We start from the raw sequence: 19,030 nt of genomic DNA on the forward strand, positions 1-19,030 counted from the left end.
GGATGCCGCCCCGAGGTGAAAGGAAGACTATGACAAAAAGAGAAGAGTATGAACAGAAGACGGAACAGCTTCTTGCGCCGATCATGGAAGCCAACGGATTTGAGATGGTGGACGTGGAGTACGTGAAGGAAGCCGGGACCTGGTATCTGCGGGCTTATATTGACAAGCCGGGCGGAATCACTGTGGACGATTGTGAGATCGTGAACCGGGCGCTGGGAGCTCTGCTGGACCGGGATGATTTCATTGAAGAGTCTTATATACTGGAAGTCAGCTCTCCGGGACTTGGACGGCCGCTGAAAAAGGAACGGGATTTTGTCCGGAGCCAGGGAGAAGAGGTGGAGATCCGAACCTACCGTATGGTAGAGAGACAGAAGGAGTTCCGGGGTGTATTAAAAACCTGGGATAAGGAAACGGTAACTATTGAGACAGAGGAAGGACAGGAACAGGTATTCGACAGAGACAATATCGCCCTGATCCGGCTGGCATTCGATTTTTAATATATTTTGGATAAAAAACGAGGAGGAAGAATTAGAATGAACACAGAACTGCTGGATGCACTGGAAGTGCTGGAGAAAGAAAAGGACATCAGCAAAGAGACTCTGCTGGAAGCCATTGAGAATTCTCTGCTGACAGCCTGCAAGAATCATTTTGGCAAGGCCGATAATGTGAAGGTAAATATCGATCCGGTGACCTGCCAGTTTTCCGTATACGCAGAAAAGACTGTAGTGGAAAAGGTAGAAGACGATGTGATGGAGATCAGCCTGGCAAATGCCAAGATGATCGACCCCAAGTATGAGCTGGGCGATATCGTAAATGTGGAGATCAAGTCCAAAGAGTTCGGACGTATCGCCACTCAGAATGCCAAGAACGTGATTCTCCAGAAGATCCGCGAGGAAGAGAGAAAAGTACTGTTTAACCAGTATTACGGTATGGAGAAAGACGTGGTTACAGGAGTGGTACAGAGATATCTGGGCCGTAATGTGAGCGTGAACCTGGGTAAGGTGGACGCTATCCTGAATGAGAATGAGATGGTAAAGGGCGAAGTATTCAAGCCCACCGAGCGTATCAAGGTCTATATCCTGGAGGTAAAGGATACCACCAAGGGACCGCGTATCCTGGTGTCCAGAACCCATCCGGAGCTGGTAAAGCGTCTGTTTGAGTCCGAGGTGACCGAGGTGCGGGATGGCACCGTGGAGATTAAGAGCATCGCCCGCGAGGCAGGCTCCAGAACCAAGATCGCAGTCTGGTCCAACGATCCGGACGTGGATGCGGTAGGCGCCTGCGTAGGTATGAACGGCGCCCGTGTCAATGCCATCGTAAACGAACTGCGCGGTGAGAAGATTGATATTATCAACTGGAACGAGAATCCGGCCCTGCTTATCGAGAACGCTTTAAGTCCGGCCAAGGTCATTGCCGTACTGGCAGATCCGGATGAGAAGACCGCGAAGGTGGTAGTTCCCGATTATCAGCTGTCCCTGGCCATCGGTAAGGAAGGACAGAACGCCAGACTGGCAGCCCGTCTTACCGGTTTCAAGATCGATATCAAGAGCGAGACCCAGGCCCGTGAGATCGAAGGCTGGCTGGATGTAGACGAGGATGAGTACGAGGATTTCGAGGAGTATAAGGAGTCCCAGGCTTACGAGGAGGCACAGCGCCAGGAAGCGGAAGAGGCTGAGCAGGCAGAGGAAGAGAGTCAGGATGAATAAAAAGATACCCATGCGCCAGTGCGTCGGCTGCCAGGAGATGAAGAGCAAAAAGGAAATGCTCCGGGTTCTGAAGACGGCGGAGGACGAGATCGTGCTGGATGCCACAGGCCGGAAGAACGGCCGGGGCGCGTACCTGTGTTTTTCCAGGGAATGTCTGGCAAAGGCCCGGAAAAACAAGGGACTGGAGCGTTCCCTGAAGATGAGCATCCCGTCTGAGGTATATGACAGTCTGGAAAAGGAGCTGGATGAACTTGGCACAGAATAGAGTATATTCCATGATTGGAATCGCGCAGAAGGCCGGAAAGCTTGCCAGCGGCGAGTTCGCCACAGAGCATGCGGTGAAGTCCGGCAGAGCGGCGCTGGTGATCGTATCAGACGCAGCGTCGGAAAACACGAAGAAAAAGTTTCGCAATATGTGTGAGTTTTACGAAGTACCGGTGTACTTCTACGGTGGAAAGGAAGAGCTTGGGCACGCCATGGGAAAGGAATTCCGGGCATCTCTGGCCGTACTGGACAGCGGACTTGCAAAGAGTATTGAGAAAAACCTGAATATAGAATAACGGAGGTAGTTAGTTTGGAGGGGAAAAGCCATATGAGTACACATACAGATGAGCAGGAAGCAGTAAAGAAGGCTGAATCGCCCAAGACAGAGGGAGCGGCAGCACAGGAGGGAGCACCTGCGGCTCCGCCTAAGAAGAAAAAGATTATCGCGGTATATAATACCCATAACAGCAAGACCGGTATCAAGGATCCCAGAACCGAGAAGAAGCGCAGCGCCCCGTCCCGCCCGGCGGGAACCACAGCGGCACGTCCTGCAGCGAAGTCCGCGGCAGCGCCCGCGAAGCCTGCGGCACCGGCACCGAAGCCTGCGGAGGCACCGGCAGCAAAGCCTGCCACAGAGAACACAGCAGCCAGACCGGCGGCAGCACCCCAGACCCGTCCGGCTTCCACGGAAAGCGGAAGAGGCGGTCAGGGACGCCCGGCACAGAACCGTGACGGCCAGAGAGGCGGGTACCAGAACCGTGATGGTCAGAGAAGAGACGGCCAGGGAGGCGGCTATCAGAACCGCGACGGCCAGAGAAGCGGATACCAGAACCGCGATGGTCAGAGAAGAGACGGCCAGGGAGGCGGCTATCAGAACCGTGACGGCCAAAGAGGCGGATACCAGAACCGTGATGGTCAGAGAAGAGACGGTCAGGGAGGCGGCTATCAGAATCGCGACGGCCAGAGAGGCGGATACCAGAACCGTGATGGTCAGAGAAGAGACGGCCAGGGAGGCGGCTATCAGAACCGCGACGGCCAGAACAGAGGAGGCCAGGGAAGAGACAACCGTCGTTCTTCCATGGATATCCCCGCAGCACCGGTAGAGCTTCGCAAGACCGAGAACCGCAGAGCGGAGAACAAGAATCGCAATGATGATACCAAGAAGGATAAGAACACAAAGTTCAATGACAACTGGAACGGCAAGCCGTCTCAGGGCGGACGTCGTCCGAACCAGGGAGGCAATCGTCCGAATCAGAAGGGCGGCAAGGGAGTTAAGGGCGCTGTTCAGACACGTCAGCCGGCTCCGGCACCCAAGAAAGAAGACAATACACCCAAGGTGATCGAGATCCCGGAGATGATCAGCATCCATGATCTGGCAGAGAAGATGAAGATTCAGCCTTCTGTAATCATTAAGAAGCTGTTCCTGGCAGGTAAGATGGTGACCGTAAACTCCGAGCTGGACTTCGAGGCAGCCGGCGAGCTGGCCATGGAGATGAATTTCGATCCGGTTCCCGAGGAGAAGGAAGATGTGATCGCGAAAATGCTGGAGGATAGCGAGGATGGAGCGGAGACTCTGGTTCCCCGTCCGCCGGTAGTCTGCGTCATGGGTCATGTAGATCATGGTAAGACTTCCCTTCTGGACGCCATCCGTGACACCCATGTGATCGATCGCGAGGCAGGCGGTATCACCCAGCACATCGGTGCTTACGTGGTTACGATCAACGGCCAGAAAATCACCTTCCTGGATACACCGGGACATGAGGCATTTACCGCTATGCGTATGCGTGGAGCGAATTCCACCGATATCGCGATTCTGGTGGTAGCTGCAGACGACGGTGTGATGCCCCAGACTGTAGAGGCGATTAACCATGCCAAGGCCGCAGGCATCGAGATCATCGTGGCCATCAATAAGATTGATAAGCCCAGCGCAAACATTGAGCGCGTAAAGCAGGAGCTGACTGAGTACGAGCTGATCCCCGAGGACTGGGGCGGTAGCACCATCTTCTGCCCGGTATCCGCGCATACCCATGAGGGTATTGATAACCTGCTGGAAATGATTCTGCTGACATCCGAGGTTCTGGAACTGAAGGCAAATCCGAACCGCCGTGCGAGAGGTCTGGTCATCGAGGCAGAGCTTGACAAGGGCAAGGGTCCGGTTGCGACCGTACTGGTACAGAAGGGTACCCTGCATGTGGGCGACCCCATTGCCGTAGGCTCCTGTCACGGTAAAGTCCGCGCTATGATGGATGATAATGGCCGCCGTGTGAAAGAGGCGGGTCCGTCCAAGCCGGTGGAGATCCTGGGTCTGAACGACGTGCCGAACGCCGGAGAGATCTTCGTATCCCCGGAGACCGACAAGGAGGCGAGAGCCTTTGCGGAGACCTATGTAAAAGAGAGCAGAGAGAAGCTTATTGAGGATACCAAGCTGAAGATGTCCCTGGACGATCTGTATTCCCAGATCCAGTCCGGAAACCTGAAAGAGCTGAACATCATTGTGAAGGCCGACGTACAGGGTTCTGTGGAGGCCGTAAAGCAGAGTCTCCTGAAGCTTTCCAACGAGGAAGTAGTAGTCAAGATCATCCATGGCGGCGTAGGAGCTATCAACGAGTCCGACGTGAGCCTGGCAGCAGCGTCCAATGCTATCATCATCGGCTTCAATGTGCGTCCTGACGCCACAGCCAAGGAGACTGCGGAGCGCGAGAAGGTAGATCTGCGTCTGTACCGTGTCATCTACGACGCTATCAACGACGTGGAGGCGGCCATGAAGGGTATGCTGGATCCCATCTTCGAGGAGAAGGTTCTGGGCCACGCAGAGGTACGTCAGATCTTCAAGGCATCCGGTGTGGGCAATATTGCCGGATCCTATGTGCTGGACGGTGTATTCCAGAGAGGCTGCAAGTGCCGTATCACCCGGGAGGGCGAGCAGATCTTCGATGGCCCGCTGGCTTCCCTGAAGCGTTTCAAGGACGACGTGAAGGAGGTCAAGGCAGGCTACGAATGCGGTCTGGTCTTCGAGAAGTTCAACGACATCAAGGAGCTGGATATCGTAGAGGCTTACACCATGGTAGAGGTGCCGAGATAGGCTTAGTATCGCACTGCGGCGAAGAGGTAGTATGTCGCTAAAGCGACTCGCCGCAGGCGGAGAATCCTGAAAAGCAGGATTCTATCCCGAGGTAAAATAATATGAGAAAAAACAGTATTAAAAATACAAGAATCAACGGCGAGGTGCGCCGGGAGCTGAGCAATCTCATTCTGAATGAGATCAAGGACCCGCGTATCTGCCCCATGACTTCCGTGGTGGAGGTGGAGGTGGCGCCGGATCTGAAGACCGCAAAGGCATATATCAGCGTGCTGGGCGACGAGCAGGAACAGAAGGATACCCTGGCGGGTCTTAAGAGCGCGGAGGGTTATATCCGCCGCGCCCTGGCCAAATCTATCAACCTTCGCAACACTCCGGAGATTCGTTTTGTGATGGATCAGTCGATAGAGTACGGTGTCAATATGTCGAAAATGATCGACGATGTGAACCGGAACAGCAGAAGGGAAGAGGATGATAAGGATGATCAAGCTGGCGAATGAGCTGCAGAATGTGAAGACGGTTGCGATTTCCGGACATATCCGGCCTGACGGGGACTGTGTGGGTTCCTGTCTGGCAGTCTGGAATTATATTCAGGATAATTACCCGGATATTGAGGCGGACGTGTATCTGGAACAAATCGTGCCCAAGTTCCGGTTCCTGCGGGGCGCGGATCGGGTAAAGACCGAAGTGGGAGAGGCGAAGACCTACGATCTCTTCCTGTCCCTGGACGCCAGCGACAAGGAGCGTCTGGGAAGCGCGGCAGTTTACTTTGACAGCGCAGTCCATACCGTCTGCATCGATCATCATATCACCAATCCCGGTTTTGCCGAGAAAAACTGGATCGTGGCCGAAGCCAGTTCCGCGTCGGAGCTGGCCTGGGAGACCATGGAGGAGAATAAGATCTCCTGGTATACGGCGGAAGCTCTCTATATGGGGATCGCCCATGACACCGGAGTCTTCCAGTACTCCAATACCTCTCCGAAGACCATGCAGATCGCCGGAAGCCTGATTGCCAAGGGCATCGATTTCAGCCGGATCGTGGACGATACTTTTTATAAAAAGACCTATGTGCAGAATCAGATTCTGGGCCGGGCGCTGGTGGAGAGCATTCTTCTCTTAGACGGCCGGGTCATTGTAGGCCGGATCCGGGAGCGGGATCTGGATTTCTATGGAGCCACCTATGCAGATCTGGATGGTATTGTCAGTCAGCTTCGGGTGACCGAAGGAGTAGAGGTAGCCATTTTCCTCTATGAGACGGGCAACCACGAGTACAAGGTCAGCCTTCGTTCCAACGGACCGGTGGATGTGAGCGCCGTATGCGCTTATTTCGGAGGCGGCGGCCATGTGAAGGCCGCAGGCTGCACCATGCACGGGACCATCTACGACGTGATCAACAATCTGACTTTGCATATCGAGCAGCAGCTTAAGGAAGCGGAGCAGTAAAGAGACAGGAATAAAGAATGAATGGTGTAATCAATGTCTATAAAGAAGCGGGCTTTACCTCCCATGATGTGGTAGCGAAGCTCCGCGGAATCGTAAAACAGAAAAAGATCGGCCATACTGGAACTCTCGACCCGCAAGCGGAGGGAGTTCTTCCTGTATGTCTGGGAAATGCCACCAAGCTCTGTGGCCTGCTGACGGAAAAGGAAAAGACCTACCGGGCGGTGCTGCTGCTGGGAGAGACCACCGATACCCAGGACACCACCGGACAGGTGCTGACGGAGGCACCTGTGACTGTGGACGAGGAAACGGTACGACAGGCCGTTTTGAGCTTTTTGGGAGACTATGCTCAGATTCCTCCCATGTATTCTGCCCTGAAGGTGAACGGGAAGAAGCTTTACGAGCTGGCCCGGGAGGGAAAGGAGATCGAGCGCCAGGCCCGGAGAGTGCGGATTCTGGAGATAGAGATTCATGAGATCCGGCTTCCGGAGGTGACTTTCAGCGTTACCTGCTCCAGCGGCACCTATATCCGGACCCTGTGCCAGGATATCGGAGAAAAGCTTGGCTGCGGCGGCTGTATGAAGAGTCTGCTGCGGACTAAGGTGGATCGGTTTGAACTGAAGGACGCTTATAAGCTTTCAGAGTTGGAGGAGCTTATGAAGGCAGGCCGGATTGAAGAAGCTCTGCTTCCGGTGGATGATGTCTTTGCCCGGTGTCCCGCCGTGCGGATCCGGCCGGAGAGCGATCGTCTGATCCGAAACGGCAATCCTTTTGAGAAAAAGGATATGGCGGAGCTTACCGGAGAGAACCCCATGGAGGGAACGGAGCTGGAGCGAAGCTGCGTGCGGGTCTACGGGTCCGACGGCGTGTTCCTGGGGCTTTACCGTCGGGAAAGGAACGGCAGGCGTTATAAGCCGGAAAAAATGTTTTTATAAAAAGGATTTACTTATGATACTGATAACGGGAACGACAGAATTTCAAACAGAGGAAGCCACGGCGATTTCTCTGGGAAAGTTTGACGGGATTCACCAGGGCCATCAGCTTCTGGTAGATCGGATTCTGAAAAAAAAAGAGGAAGGGTTAAAGTCTCTGATTTTCACCTTTGATTTCGGAGAGCGGCCCACGTTGCTGCTGCCGGAGGAACGGCGGGAGCTGCTTAGTCGGCAGGGCGTGGACTACCTGGTGGAGTGTCCCTTTGTGGATGCGGTATCCCATATGGAGGCGGAGAATTTTGTGCGGGAGATTCTGGTGAAGCGACTGCATGTGAAGTATCTGGCCGTGGGCACGGATTTCCATTTCGGCCATAACCGGAAAGGCAGCTACCGGCTTCTGGAGGAGATGAGCGGGGAGTGCGGTTTTCAGGTGGAAGTGGTGGAAAAGGCCTGCTATCAGGGCGAAGAGATCAGCAGCAGCCGGATCCGCCGGGAACTGGAACAGGGCCACATGGAACTGGTGAATCAGCTTCTGGGATACAGCTACGGGGTGAGCGGAGAGGTGCTGCACGGCAGGCAGATCGGCCGGACCCTGGGCCTTCCTACCATCAATCTGCAGCCGGAGGCAAGAAAGCTTCTGCCGCCCAACGGCGTCTATGCCACCCGGACCCGGATCGCCGGAGAGACCTTTGAGGGAATCACCAATATCGGCTATAAGCCTACCGTGGGCGGCGAGACCCGGAAAGGGGTGGAGACCTATCTCTTTGATCTGGATCGGAATCTCTATGGGGAACAGGTTACAGTTTCTTTCTATGGTTTTGAGCGGCCGGAAAGTAAGTTTGCATCCCTGGAGGCGCTGAAGGCCCGGATCGAGCAGGACGTCCTCTGGGGAAGAACCTACTTCGGGGATGGGATGGAAGGATAGTATGCGGTTATTTTATTATACGATAGCAGCTCCGGTTCTGTTAGCCTTGCGGGTGATTCTGTGGCCCTTTAAAATGACAGGCCGCTTTTTTCTCTGGCTTCACCGGTTCCGGAAAGAACGGCGGAGATTCCGCCGGGCGGAATATGACCACATGGACGGCTGGGAGTTTGAGGAGTATGTGGGTGAGCTTTTGAGCCGCAGCGGTTACCGGCATGTGGAGGTGACCCGGGGCAGCGGCGACCAGGGTGTGGATGTGCTGGCGGAACGGGACGGGGTCTCCTACGCCATCCAGTGCAAGCACTACGAGGCCCGGGTGACCAATAAGGCTGTGCAGGAGGCCTACGCGGGAGCGGAGTTTTACGGCTGCGATGTTCCGGTGGTGCTGACCAACAGCTATTTTACCGCGTCGGCCCGGGAACTCAGCGAGGAGATCGGCGTGGAGCTGTGGGATCGGGACGAGCTGCAGCAGATGGTGCGAAGAGCAGGAGGCAGAACAGCATGAGAATTTATTTGATCCGGCACGGAGAGACCGAGTGGAACACCAGACATCTCCTTCAGGGAGCCACGGACATTCCCCTGAATCAGAACGGCGTCGAGGTGGCCAGGATTACAGCGGAAGCCTTGAAAGATGTACCCTTTGACGTGGTTTTTACCAGCCCCTTAAAGAGGGCCTATGAGACGGCGGAGATCATGCGGCGGGATCGGGATATTCCATTGATTCCAGACGAGCGGCTGAAGGAGATCTGCTTTGGGGTCTATGAGGGGCTTTGCTGCGGAAAGGACGGCTGGAATATTCCGGATCCGGCTTTTCAGAACTTTTTTACTGATCCGGCTCATTACATGCCCCCGGAGGGCGGCGAGACCATCGCGGAGCTTTGCGTCCGGGCCACGGACTTTCTGACGGAGCTTATTGACGATCCGGAGTATCGGGATAAGACGGTACTGGTATCCGGTCACGGCGCGCTGGTGAAGGGACTGTTATCCAGTCTTCTAATCACCGACCAGGCGGATTTCTGGAGGGGAGGCGTTCACAAGAACTGCGCGGTATCCATCATTGATGTGGAGAAGGGAAAAGCCCGCGTCACGCAGGAAAATGTGATTTATTACGACAAAGCAAGAAGCACCAATTACCTGGAATAAGAGAATATCCGGAATGAAAAAAAGGACAGGCTGCCCGACAAAAGAGCGGCTTGTCCTTCATTTATTCTCAACAAAGGCGGATGGGATAGACAACGCCGCTGTTTTCCGCATATAATAACAAGAAAGCAGTTCATGCAGGCTAATCCGGGAAAGGAGATCTTTTTATGACAACAGAAGTAATACGTGGAATTTTCATTCCGTTTGTGGGCACCTCTCTGGGAGCGGCCATGGTCTTTTTTATGAAAACATCTTTACATGAACAGGTCAGCCGGGCATTAACCGGTTTTGCGGCGGGCGTTATGGTGGCTGCCTCCATCTGGAGCCTTCTGATTCCCGCCATGGAGCAGTCGGCGGGGCTTGGCGTCTGGGCCTTTGTGCCGGCGGTGGCGGGATTCTGGGTGGGGATCCTGTTCCTGCTGCTTTTGGATCACATCATTCCCCACCTGCATCGAAACAGCGAGGAGGCGGAGGGACCCAGAAGCCGCCTGAAGCGCACCACCATGCTGGTTCTGGCAGTGACCCTCCATAATATTCCCGAGGGTATGGCGGTGGGCGTGGTCTATGCAGGCTGGATCTCCGGGAATACCTATATCACGGTGACGGGAGCTTTGGCCCTGTCCATCGGTATCGCTATCCAGAACTTTCCGGAGGGGGCCATTATCTCTCTGCCCCTGCGGTCCGAGGGCGCGGGCAAAGGGAAAGCTTTTCTGTACGGCGTCTTGTCAGGTATCGTGGAGCCCATCGGAGCCTTTCTGACGATACTGGCCGCCACTCTGATTCTCCCGGCCCTGCCTTATCTCTTAAGCTTCGCGGCAGGGGCCATGATGTATGTGGTCATCGAAGAGCTGATTCCCGAAATGTCCGTGGGAAAGCACTCTGATATCGGAACTGTCTTTTTTGCGGTGGGTTTTACCCTGATGATGGCCCTGGACGTGGCTCTGGGATAAACTGAGATAAGGACTGCCGGATAATGCAAATTGCTTTTTCTCCTTTCCTGTGGTATAGTAATTTTGTCATATTATGCGAAAGGAAAGAAGTTATGGAGAAAGAGCTCAATCTCTACGGTCCCGCTCCCACGGAGGAGCCGGAGCGTCAGTATTATTTTATAGAAGTATGTAAAAAACAGGTGGAAGAGGAAAGTAAGCGGCTGGGACGACCGCTTACTTTTTGTGTCACCACCTTCGGGTGTCAGATGAATGCCCGGGATTCCGAGAAGCTCACCGGTATCCTGGAGCAGATCGGCTATCAGCCCACGGAGGAGGAAAACGCGGACTTCGTCATCTATAACACCTGTACCGTCCGGGAGAACGCGAATCTGAAGGTCTACGGTCATCTGGGCCTCTTAAAACATCGGAAAAAGGAAAATCCCCATATGAAGATCGCCCTCTGCGGCTGCATGATGCAGGAGCCTGAGGTGGTAAAGAAGCTGAAGGAAAGCTACCGGTTCGTGGATCTGGTATTCGGCACTCATAATATTTTCAAGTTTGCGGAGCTTCTGGCCGAAAGCATGGAGAGCGGCGGCATGATCGTGGATATCTGGAAGGACACCCAGGAGATCGTGGAGGAGCTTCCCATTGAACGGAAGTATGCGTTCAAGTCCGGTGTGAACATCATGTTCGGCTGCAATAACTTCTGCAGCTATTGTATCGTACCTTATGTGCGCGGCCGGGAGCGGAGCCGGAAGCCGGAGGATATTATCAGGGAGATCGAGAAGCTGGCGGCGGACGGCGTATCGGAGATCATGCTGCTGGGCCAGAATGTGAACTCCTACGGAAAGAATCTGGATGATCCCATCACCTTCGCGGAGCTTCTGCGGAGAGTGGAGCAGATCGAAGGCATCCGCCGAATCCGGTTTATGACCTCCCATCCCAAGGATCTGTCGGACGAGCTCATCCAGGTCATGAAGGAGTCTAAAAAGATCTGCCGTCATCTGCACCTGCCGGTACAGTCCGGAAGCAGCCGGATCCTGAAGGCCATGAACCGGAAGTACACAAAGGAGCAGTATCTGGCCCTGGCGGAGAAAATCCGCCGGGAGATCCCGGATATTTCCCTGACCACGGACATTATCGTGGGATTTCCGGGGGAAACAGACGAGGATTTTGCGGAGACCCTGGATGTGGTACGAAAGGTGCGCTATGATAATGCCTACACTTTTATTTATTCCAAACGTACCGGCACGCCTGCGGCGGCCATGGAGAATCAGGTGGCGCCAGAGGACAACAAGCGCCGCTTCGACCAGCTCCTGGCCCTGGTGCAGAGCCTGGCCAAGGAGCAGACAGCCCGTTTTGCCGGAACGGTTCAGGAGGTACTGGTGGAGGAAGTGAACGATCACAAGGAGGGCTATGTGACCGGACGCATGAGCAATAACCTGCTGGTGCATTTCCCGGGAGACGCTTCCCTCATCGGTCAGTACCGGAACGTGCGGCTGGAGGAATGCAAGGGCTTTTACTACATGGGTACTGTAGTTTAACAAGGGGACTTAAAGGAGAAGGCTTATGGAAAACAGACGCTGCTGTCTGCGGCATACTTACCTGTCTGTGAAGACCCAGGAGGGGAGATCTTACGGGGGAAGCCAGACCTGGTCGGAAAGCCGCCTCATGCGGAAGTACGGCTGCGGTGTGGCGGCCATGGGAGACGTGCTGGTTTATCTGGGAATCCATCAGATTTCCTGTAATACAGATCTGTTATATGGAATCGTGCGGGAGGACGGGCTTTTATCCTATCCACGCTATGAGCGGTATCTTCGGAAGATCCGCCATCGGTATCTGGGAATCATTCCGGGATTGGGCGTGCTGAATTTCGGGCTTTGCAGGGCGCTGAATAAGTATTTCCGCCATTACCGTATCGAGCTGCGGGCCAGATGGTGCCTGAGTTCCCGGAAAATGCTGGGGCGCATTCAGAACAGCCTTTCCCGGGACTATCCGGTGATCCTGGCCATAGGCCAGAATATTCCCTTCTGGCGCAGAAAAAAGCTGACCCTGTACCGACAGGAGAACGGCAATTATTTTCCGGCCACGGAGACGAAGGCCCATTATGTGACGGTGACCGGTATGGAGAACGGGTATCTGCAGATCGCATCCTGGGGCAAGGAGTACTTTATTTCCTGGGAGGAGTATCTGGAGTATGCCAGGAAGTACAGCAGCTTCCTGGTGAGCAATATCTGCCTGATTCAGGAGAAAAAGAGGAAGTTACATGAATAGCTATTTTGCCATGATGTCCCGGATGAAATATATCGACCGCTGGGCTCTGATGCGGAACGCCAGGCAGGAAAACTTAAGCGAGCACAGTCTGGAGGTCTCCATGATAGCCCATGCCCTGGCAGTCATCGGAAATACCTATCTGGGAAAAGAGCTGGATGCGGAAAAGGCGGCGGTGCTGGGCATGTACCACGACGCCACGGAGATCATCACCGGGGATATGCCTACGCCCGTCAAGTACTATAATTCAGAAATACGACATAGCTACCGGGAGATCGAAGAGCGGGCCGGGCAGCGTCTTCTGGCCATGCTGCCGGAAGGAATGCAGCGCAGCTACCGGGAGATCTTTGAACCCCGGCAGAAAGACGCCTATCTCTGGAAACTTGTGAAGGCGGCGGACAAGCTTTCAGCTTACATCAAATGTATCGAAGAGGAACAGGCAGGCAACCGGGAATTCGCGGGGGCGAAGGTCACAACCTTGCAGCAAATCCACGGACTGCAGATCCGGGAAGCAGAGCTGTTTCTGGAGTATTTTATAGATTCCTATGGGAAAAATTTGGATGAACTGACAGGAGGAGAATCATGAACGAGAACAGAGATCTGGGCTTTTGCCCGCGCTGCGGCGCATTGATGCAGGACGGCGTCTGCCGCAGCTGCGGATATACCAGCCGGCCTTCGGCAGCGCCCAATCAGCCGAACGGCATGGGAACCGTGCCCCAAAATAAAAAGAAGACAAAGGGCTGGATCATTGGTCTCAGTATTGCCGGAGCCGTACTGCTCGTCGGCGCGTTGATCGCTGTCCTGATCAATGTGAACCGTCTGGTGTTCCGTACAGCCTCCAATATAGGTTCCGGTTCCGACGGCTACGACGATTACTATGATTATTATGATGAGGATTCGGATGATTATACGCCCTCTGCAGACGACTCCTATTATGAGGAGATTGTGGATACTCTGGATGAGGACGCCTCCTATACCATCGACTGGCTGACTGAGTCCCGGTTCGCGTCGGCATCCGACGACAATACAGGCTACTATGTGACATATCCGGAGCTCCGGGCCAAGGAAGAGGGAGGAAAGGATTATTCCGCGATCAATGCGGCCATTAAGCGGGCATCCGAGCAGTATCAGGATTCCTACACAGGCTATTCTGACGGTATTACCACCACAGGCTATGTGACCTTCATGAATGAGACAGAAATCAGCGTGGTATTCCAGCACCGGCTGGCCGGGGAGGACGGTACGCTTCCCAGACTGTCTGCTCTGAACTTTAACCTGGAAACGGGAGAGCAGCTTGCGCCGCAGGAGATGACGGATATCAATGAGGAGCTGGTGATGCGGTTCCGGGCCCAGGATAAGACCCAGAACGATGGCGTGGACTTTGTACAGGATGCTTCCGATGAGAAACTTCTTACTATCTTACAGGATCCGGAGGAGGCCGTATACTTCTATTCCCCGGTGGGCCTGGAAGTGGGTTTTAACTATACCAGTGAAGAGTATGGAAGCGGCTGGGTCAGCGTGACTTTAAAGGAACAGGCCCTGTAGGAGGAAGCGTATGTTTTGGATAGGAAGTCATATTTCTTCTGCCAAAGGCTATGAAGCCATGGGAAAGCAGGCGGTGAAGCTTGGAGCCAGCACTTTTGCCTTTTTTACTCGGAATCCCCGGGGTGGTAATGCAAAGACCATCGTTCCGGCGGACGTGGAGCGGTTCCGGGCCTCGTGGACGGAGCTTGGATATGAAAAGGGAAGGATCGTGGCCCATGCGCCCTATACGTTGAATGCCTGCTCTGACAAGGCGGATATCCGCCGTTTTGCGGGAGAAACCTTCCGGGAGGACTTACGGCGGATGGAATATACCCCGGGAAATTATTACAATTTCCATCCGGGAAGCCATGTGGGCCAGGGTATGGAAGAAGGCATCCGGTTTATTACAGGAATGCTGAATGACTCCCTGTTTCCGGAGATGACCACCACGGTGCTTCTGGAGACCATGGCCGGAAAGGGCAGCGAGGTGGGAGGCCGCTTTGAGGAGCTGCGGGAGATTCTGGAGGGTACAGTCCTCCCGGAAAAGCTGGGCGTCTGCCTGGATACCTGCCATGTATGGGACGCGGGTTATGATATCGCGACGGAGCTGGACGGGGTCCTGGAGGAGTTCGACCGGGTCATCGGCCTGGAGCGGCTGAAAGCCATCCATATCAACGACAGCCTGAATTCCCTTGGCAGTCACAAGGATCGCCATGCCCGTATCGGCGAGGGACAGATCGGATGGGAGGCCTTTGTGCGGATCATCAACCATCCGGCTTTGCGGGAACTGCCCTTTATTCTGGAGACTCCAAACGATGACGCAGGATGGACGGAGGAGATCCGGAAGCTCCGGGCTGCCCGGAAAGAAGCACAGGAAGCCTGAAGTTTAAGAAGAAAGTTTAAGAATTTTGAAAATTCGGGAATGGCATTGTAATTTTATGTACCAAACGGTATAATAAACTTGACATAAGGTATCTGATTCTGATTCCAAGGGGGATGAGACTATGAGATTGACGTTTCTCGGCGCAGACCATGAGGTGACAGGCAGCTGTCACATGTTGGAAGCCTGCAAAAAGGTGATACTTGTAGACTGTGGTATGGAACAGGGGCCGGATATTTACGAGAATCAGGAGATTCCCGTGAATCCGGCTGATATCGATTATGTGCTTCTGACCCATGCGCATATCGATCATTCGGGACTACTTCCCCTGCTCTATAAGAGAGGATTTAAGGGAACTATTTTTTCCACCTATGCCACGGCAGATCTCTGTGAGGTTATGCTCCGTGACAGCGCCCATATTCAGGAGTTCGAGGCGGAATGGCGGAATCGAAAGGCTAAAAGAGCCGGAAAGCCAGAGTATGTGCCGTTGTATACCATAGCGGACGCGGACGGGGCGTCGAAGCTGTTCTGCGGCTGTCCCTACGGAGAACGGATCCACCTTGCGGACGGTATCGACATTCGGTTTACGGATGTGGGACATCTCTTGGGCTCTGCCTGCATCGAGGTATGGCTGAAGGAAGGGGATACGGAGAAAAAGCTTGTATTCTCCGGCGACATCGGAAATCTGCACCAGCCGATTCTAAAGGATCCGGCCCATGTGGACACGGCGGACTATGTGCTCATCGAATCCACCTACGGTGACCGGAGTCACGGCCCGAAGCCGGACTATGTGAAGGAGCTGACTCGGATTCTGCAGGAAACCTTTGACCGGGGCGGCAATGTAGTCATCCCTTCCTTTGCAGTGGGGCGCACCCAGGAAATGCTGTATTTCCTGCGGGAGATCAAGGCGAAGAAACTGATTCACGGCCATGATGGTTTCAAGGTTTACGTGGACAGTCCTCTGGCGGTTCAGGCGACCACCATTTTCAATAAAAACATGTATGACTGCTTCGACGAGGAGACCATGGCACTGGTACAAAAGGGCATCAATCCCATCAGCTTTCCGGGACTGAATCTGTCCATCACCAGCGACGAATCCAAGCTGATCAACTTTGTGGAGGAGCCCAAGGTCATCCTGTCAGCTTCCGGCATGTGTGAGGCGGGCCGGATCCGGCATCATCTGAAGCATAACCTGTGGCGGCCGGAAAGTACGATTCTCTTTGTGGGCTATCAGGCCGTCGGTACCCTGGGACGTACCCTGGTGGAGGGAGCTTCCGAGGTGAAGCTCTTTGGAGAACCGGTGGAAGTAAGGGCACATATCGAAGTGCTGGGAGGCATCAGCGGCCATGCAGATAAAGAAGGGCTGATCGGCTGGCTGGAGGGCTTCCGCAAGAAACCACAGAGGGTTTTTGTGGTACACGGCGAGGATCAGGTCTGTGATACTTTCGCAGCTTGTCTGCAGGATCAGTACGGCTATACGACCACTGCTCCCTATACCGGAGAAATATGGGATTTGGCCACCAACAGCCGGATCGCCGAAGGCAATCGGGAGCGTATTATAAAGGAGCAGCGTAAGACCGGTAAGGCCGTGGCGACCGTATATGATCGTCTGGTGGAGACCGGAAAGCGGCTCATGCGCCTCATCGACCAGTGTAAGGGCTGGACGAATAAAGATATTGCGAAGCTGGCGGATCAGATTCAGGCTCTTTGCGATAAATGGGAAAAATAACGGGGGTAAACGACATGGACACAAATGACAAGCACGAATTAAGCCCGGCGGAGCGGAAGCGGAAAATGGCGGCCCGCAGACGGCACCAGGAGGAGTTAAAGCGCAGAAAGCGCCGCCGGGCACTGGTGATTGTGCTTCTGGTAATTCTGGCTGCAGCCCTGATTGCAGGGATTGTATTTGCGGTAAGAAAGCTCACGGCAGGCGGCAGCGCGGAGATAGCGGCCAAGGGCGATACCTTTGTGATAGCCATCGATCCGGGCCACGGCGGCGAGGACATTGGTATGAGCAACGAGGTTATCGAGGAAAAAGAGGTCGATCTGAATATCTGCGCCAAGCTGAAGATCATGCTGGAGAGCCAGGGTTATCAGGTCGTCATGACCCGAGAGGACGATACCCGGGTATCCAAGGAGGACCGTGTTTCCACAGCAAACACATCCGGAGCGGATCTCCTGGTCAGCGTCCACTGCAACTATGCCGAGGATGACAGTGCCAAGACCGGCGTCACTGTGAACTACACCGACGGCGACAAGGAAAGCCGCACCCTGGCAGAGAACATAGACAGCGCACTGGTAAAAGAGACAAACGCCACCGACAACGGAATTTCCGCAGGCAGCTATTCCATCACAGACGACACCGAGATGCCCGCAGTCCTGGTAGAAGTAGGCTATCTCAGCAACGCAGAAGAAAGCAACAGCCTGGCCGAAGACGTTTACCAGAACAGCGTAGCCAAAGGAATCGCCAAAGGCGTAATCCTGAGCCTGAAGCGTTAAGCGGCATTTGTTTGTGTCTTTCTTTCAACCATAAACTGCCTGAATTGTTCCACAAGGGGCGTCTGATGACGCCCCTTTAACTTTTTCACCGTATCTCCCCTACAAATTCAAATTGACGCAGACCGGAAGATATACTAAAATAAAACTGATTTGCAGGGAGGTAACCGTATGAATATATTTCTGATAGGCTTTATGGGAACCGGAAAGAGTACCATTTCCACTGTACTGGGAAAGGAGCTTTCCACAGAAGTCATAGAAATGGACGAGCTCATCGTAAAGCGCCAGGGGATGCCCATTTCTCAGATCTTTGAGACCCGGGGCGAGGAATACTTCCGGGAGCTGGAAACGGGACTTCTGGTGGAACTGCAGCAAAGGGACGGCGTCATCGTTTCCTGCGGAGGCGGCACGCCCATGCGGGAGTGCAATGTGGCCGAGATGAAAAAGAGTGGCATCATCGTACTTCTGACCGCCCGGCCGGAGACTATCTTTGAGCGGGTGCGTTACAGCCATAACCGGCCTCTGATTGAGCACAATAAAACTGCAGAATATATCGCCGAGCTTCTGGAAAAGCGCCGGGAAAAGTATGAGGCGGCGGCCGACGTGACCATCGCCACAGACGGCAAGGACACCCGGGAGATCTGCAGGGAGATTCAGGACAGCGTAAAAGAATGGGAGAAGCAGTCATGTTAAAGGATCTGGTTTTGAAGAATCGAAGCTATCGCGGATACGACCCCTCGGTGCGCCTCACAAGAGAGGATCTGGTGGATCTGGTGGAACTGGCCCGGTTTACGGGATCCAGCGTGAATGTCCAGCCCCTGAAGTATTACATTGCCTGGAAACAGGAGGAAGTGGCGCAGATCCAGGCTCTGACCATGTGGGCCGGAGCTCTGAAGGAAATGAAGCTGCCCCATCCGGGCAAGGAGCCTGCGGCTTTCATCATTATCTGCCAGGACATGAATCTGAATTCCAACAGCACCAAGTTTCTGCGTGATATCGGCGTGGCGGCCCAGACCATGCTTCTGGGAGCTGTGGAAAAGGGTCTGGGCGGCTGTATGATCGGAAGTTTCTATAAACCAAAGCTTATGGATCTTCTGAAACTGCCGGAGGGCGTGGAGCCGAATCTCATCGTAGCCCTGGGTAAGCCGGCGGAAAAGATAGTCCTGACCGATGTGGGCGAGGACGGCAGCACCAGGTACTATCGTAACGCGGAGGACACCCATTATGTTCCCAAGCGGAGCCTGGAGGATCTGGTACTGGAAGCGAAGCAGTAAGAGACGGAGAACCGTCGTCTGGAAACAGGCGGCGGTTTTTCGATCCCGGCGATTCCGGTCAAAAAGAAGACAGAAAAAACAATTGTCAGCTTATTACAAAGTATAGTAGAATGATAAAATAACATGGAAATGTAATATAAATCAGAACAGGGTGAAGACCATGCAAAAAATGC

The 19,030-nt window shown here is 54.2% G+C and carries 21 protein-coding genes; all 21 read left to right on the top strand.

The window, feature by feature from the left end:
* Positions 1-29 precede the first annotated feature (29 nt).
* The 21 genes from rimP to H8S44_RS08380 all read left to right on the top strand — a co-directional run bounded on the left by rimP (position 30) and on the right by H8S44_RS08380 (position 18,857).
* Positions 30-497 carry a ribosome maturation factor RimP gene (rimP, locus tag H8S44_RS08280; protein ID WP_186872070.1) on the top strand — a complete coding sequence of 156 codons (468 nt, stop codon included), beginning with the start codon at positions 30-32 and terminating at the stop codon, positions 495-497.
* A 36-nt stretch (positions 498-533) separates the two neighbouring features.
* Complete coding sequence (gene nusA / locus H8S44_RS08285) at positions 534-1,706, top strand: transcription termination factor NusA (RefSeq protein WP_186872071.1); 1,173 nt, start codon at positions 534-536, stop codon at positions 1,704-1,706.
* The gene (gene rnpM, locus H8S44_RS08290) at positions 1,699-1,971 is read left to right on the top strand and encodes an RNase P modulator RnpM (protein WP_186872072.1); all 273 of its coding nucleotides are present in this window, start codon (positions 1,699-1,701) and stop codon (positions 1,969-1,971) included. The genes nusA and rnpM overlap by 8 nt, the downstream gene beginning before the upstream one ends.
* Complete coding sequence (locus H8S44_RS08295) at positions 1,952-2,266, top strand: L7Ae/L30e/S12e/Gadd45 family ribosomal protein (protein ID WP_408609379.1); 315 nt, start codon at positions 1,952-1,954, stop codon at positions 2,264-2,266. The genes rnpM and H8S44_RS08295 overlap by 20 nt, the downstream gene beginning before the upstream one ends.
* 32 nt (positions 2,267-2,298) lie before the next feature.
* A complete protein-coding gene (gene infB, locus H8S44_RS08300; protein WP_186872074.1) occupies positions 2,299-5,052 on the top strand; it encodes a translation initiation factor IF-2 in 2,754 nt (917 codons plus the stop codon).
* 101 nt (positions 5,053-5,153) lie between these two features.
* Complete coding sequence (rbfA, locus tag H8S44_RS08305) at positions 5,154-5,549, top strand: 30S ribosome-binding factor RbfA (RefSeq protein ID WP_186872075.1); 396 nt, start codon at positions 5,154-5,156, stop codon at positions 5,547-5,549.
* Positions 5,530-6,492, top strand: a complete 963-nt coding sequence (locus tag H8S44_RS08310; protein WP_186872248.1) for a DHH family phosphoesterase — start codon at positions 5,530-5,532, stop codon at positions 6,490-6,492. Before rbfA ends, H8S44_RS08310 begins: the two co-directional genes overlap by 20 nt.
* 17 nt (positions 6,493-6,509) lie before the next feature.
* Positions 6,510-7,424, top strand: coding sequence for a tRNA pseudouridine(55) synthase TruB (truB, locus tag H8S44_RS08315; protein WP_186872076.1), 915 nt, complete (start codon positions 6,510-6,512; stop codon positions 7,422-7,424).
* A gap of 13 nt (positions 7,425-7,437) precedes the next feature.
* Positions 7,438-8,346 carry a bifunctional riboflavin kinase/FAD synthetase gene (locus H8S44_RS08320; protein ID WP_186872077.1) on the top strand — a complete coding sequence of 303 codons (909 nt, stop codon included), beginning with the start codon at positions 7,438-7,440 and terminating at the stop codon, positions 8,344-8,346.
* Position 8,347: 1 nt separating this feature from the next.
* Positions 8,348-8,848, top strand: coding sequence for a restriction endonuclease (locus H8S44_RS08325; RefSeq protein ID WP_186872078.1), 501 nt, complete (start codon positions 8,348-8,350; stop codon positions 8,846-8,848).
* Positions 8,845-9,486 carry a histidine phosphatase family protein gene (locus tag H8S44_RS08330; protein WP_186872079.1) on the top strand — a complete coding sequence of 214 codons (642 nt, stop codon included), beginning with the start codon at positions 8,845-8,847 and terminating at the stop codon, positions 9,484-9,486. The genes H8S44_RS08325 and H8S44_RS08330 overlap by 4 nt, the downstream gene beginning before the upstream one ends.
* 164 nt (positions 9,487-9,650) lie before the next feature.
* Positions 9,651-10,433: a ZIP family metal transporter gene (locus tag H8S44_RS08335; protein ID WP_186872080.1), complete on the top strand. Its 783-nt coding sequence runs from the start codon at positions 9,651-9,653 to the stop codon at positions 10,431-10,433.
* 92 nt (positions 10,434-10,525) lie between these two features.
* On the top strand, positions 10,526-11,956 hold the full coding sequence (gene miaB, locus H8S44_RS08340; RefSeq protein ID WP_186872081.1) for a tRNA (N6-isopentenyl adenosine(37)-C2)-methylthiotransferase MiaB: 1,431 nt from the start codon (positions 10,526-10,528) through the stop codon (positions 11,954-11,956).
* Between the two features lie 25 nt (positions 11,957-11,981).
* Positions 11,982-12,686, top strand: a complete 705-nt coding sequence (locus H8S44_RS08345; protein WP_186872082.1) for a hypothetical protein — start codon at positions 11,982-11,984, stop codon at positions 12,684-12,686.
* A complete protein-coding gene (gene yfbR, locus H8S44_RS08350; protein WP_186872083.1) occupies positions 12,679-13,269 on the top strand; it encodes a 5'-deoxynucleotidase in 591 nt (196 codons plus the stop codon). The genes H8S44_RS08345 and yfbR overlap by 8 nt, the downstream gene beginning before the upstream one ends.
* The gene (locus H8S44_RS08355) at positions 13,266-14,228 is read left to right on the top strand and encodes a hypothetical protein (RefSeq protein ID WP_186872084.1); all 963 of its coding nucleotides are present in this window, start codon (positions 13,266-13,268) and stop codon (positions 14,226-14,228) included. Before yfbR ends, H8S44_RS08355 begins: the two co-directional genes overlap by 4 nt.
* 10 nt (positions 14,229-14,238) lie before the next feature.
* Positions 14,239-15,090, top strand: a complete 852-nt coding sequence (locus H8S44_RS08360) for a deoxyribonuclease IV (RefSeq protein ID WP_186872085.1) — start codon at positions 14,239-14,241, stop codon at positions 15,088-15,090.
* 121 nt (positions 15,091-15,211) lie between these two features.
* Positions 15,212-16,816, top strand: a complete 1,605-nt coding sequence (locus H8S44_RS08365; RefSeq protein ID WP_186872086.1) for an MBL fold metallo-hydrolase RNA specificity domain-containing protein — start codon at positions 15,212-15,214, stop codon at positions 16,814-16,816.
* A gap of 14 nt (positions 16,817-16,830) precedes the next feature.
* The gene (locus tag H8S44_RS08370; RefSeq protein WP_186872087.1) at positions 16,831-17,586 is read left to right on the top strand and encodes an N-acetylmuramoyl-L-alanine amidase; all 756 of its coding nucleotides are present in this window, start codon (positions 16,831-16,833) and stop codon (positions 17,584-17,586) included.
* Positions 17,587-17,754: 168 nt separating this feature from the next.
* On the top strand, positions 17,755-18,276 hold the full coding sequence (locus H8S44_RS08375; protein ID WP_186872088.1) for a shikimate kinase: 522 nt from the start codon (positions 17,755-17,757) through the stop codon (positions 18,274-18,276).
* Entirely contained in the window at positions 18,270-18,857 is a 588-nt protein-coding gene (locus tag H8S44_RS08380; RefSeq protein WP_186872089.1) for a nitroreductase family protein, read from the top strand. The genes H8S44_RS08375 and H8S44_RS08380 overlap by 7 nt, the downstream gene beginning before the upstream one ends.
* Positions 18,858-19,030: the final 173 nt, after the last annotated feature.

It is taken from the genome of Anaerosacchariphilus hominis, from assembly GCF_014290175.1.
Classification (GTDB): Bacteria; Bacillota; Clostridia; order Lachnospirales; family Lachnospiraceae; genus Laedolimicola; species Laedolimicola hominis.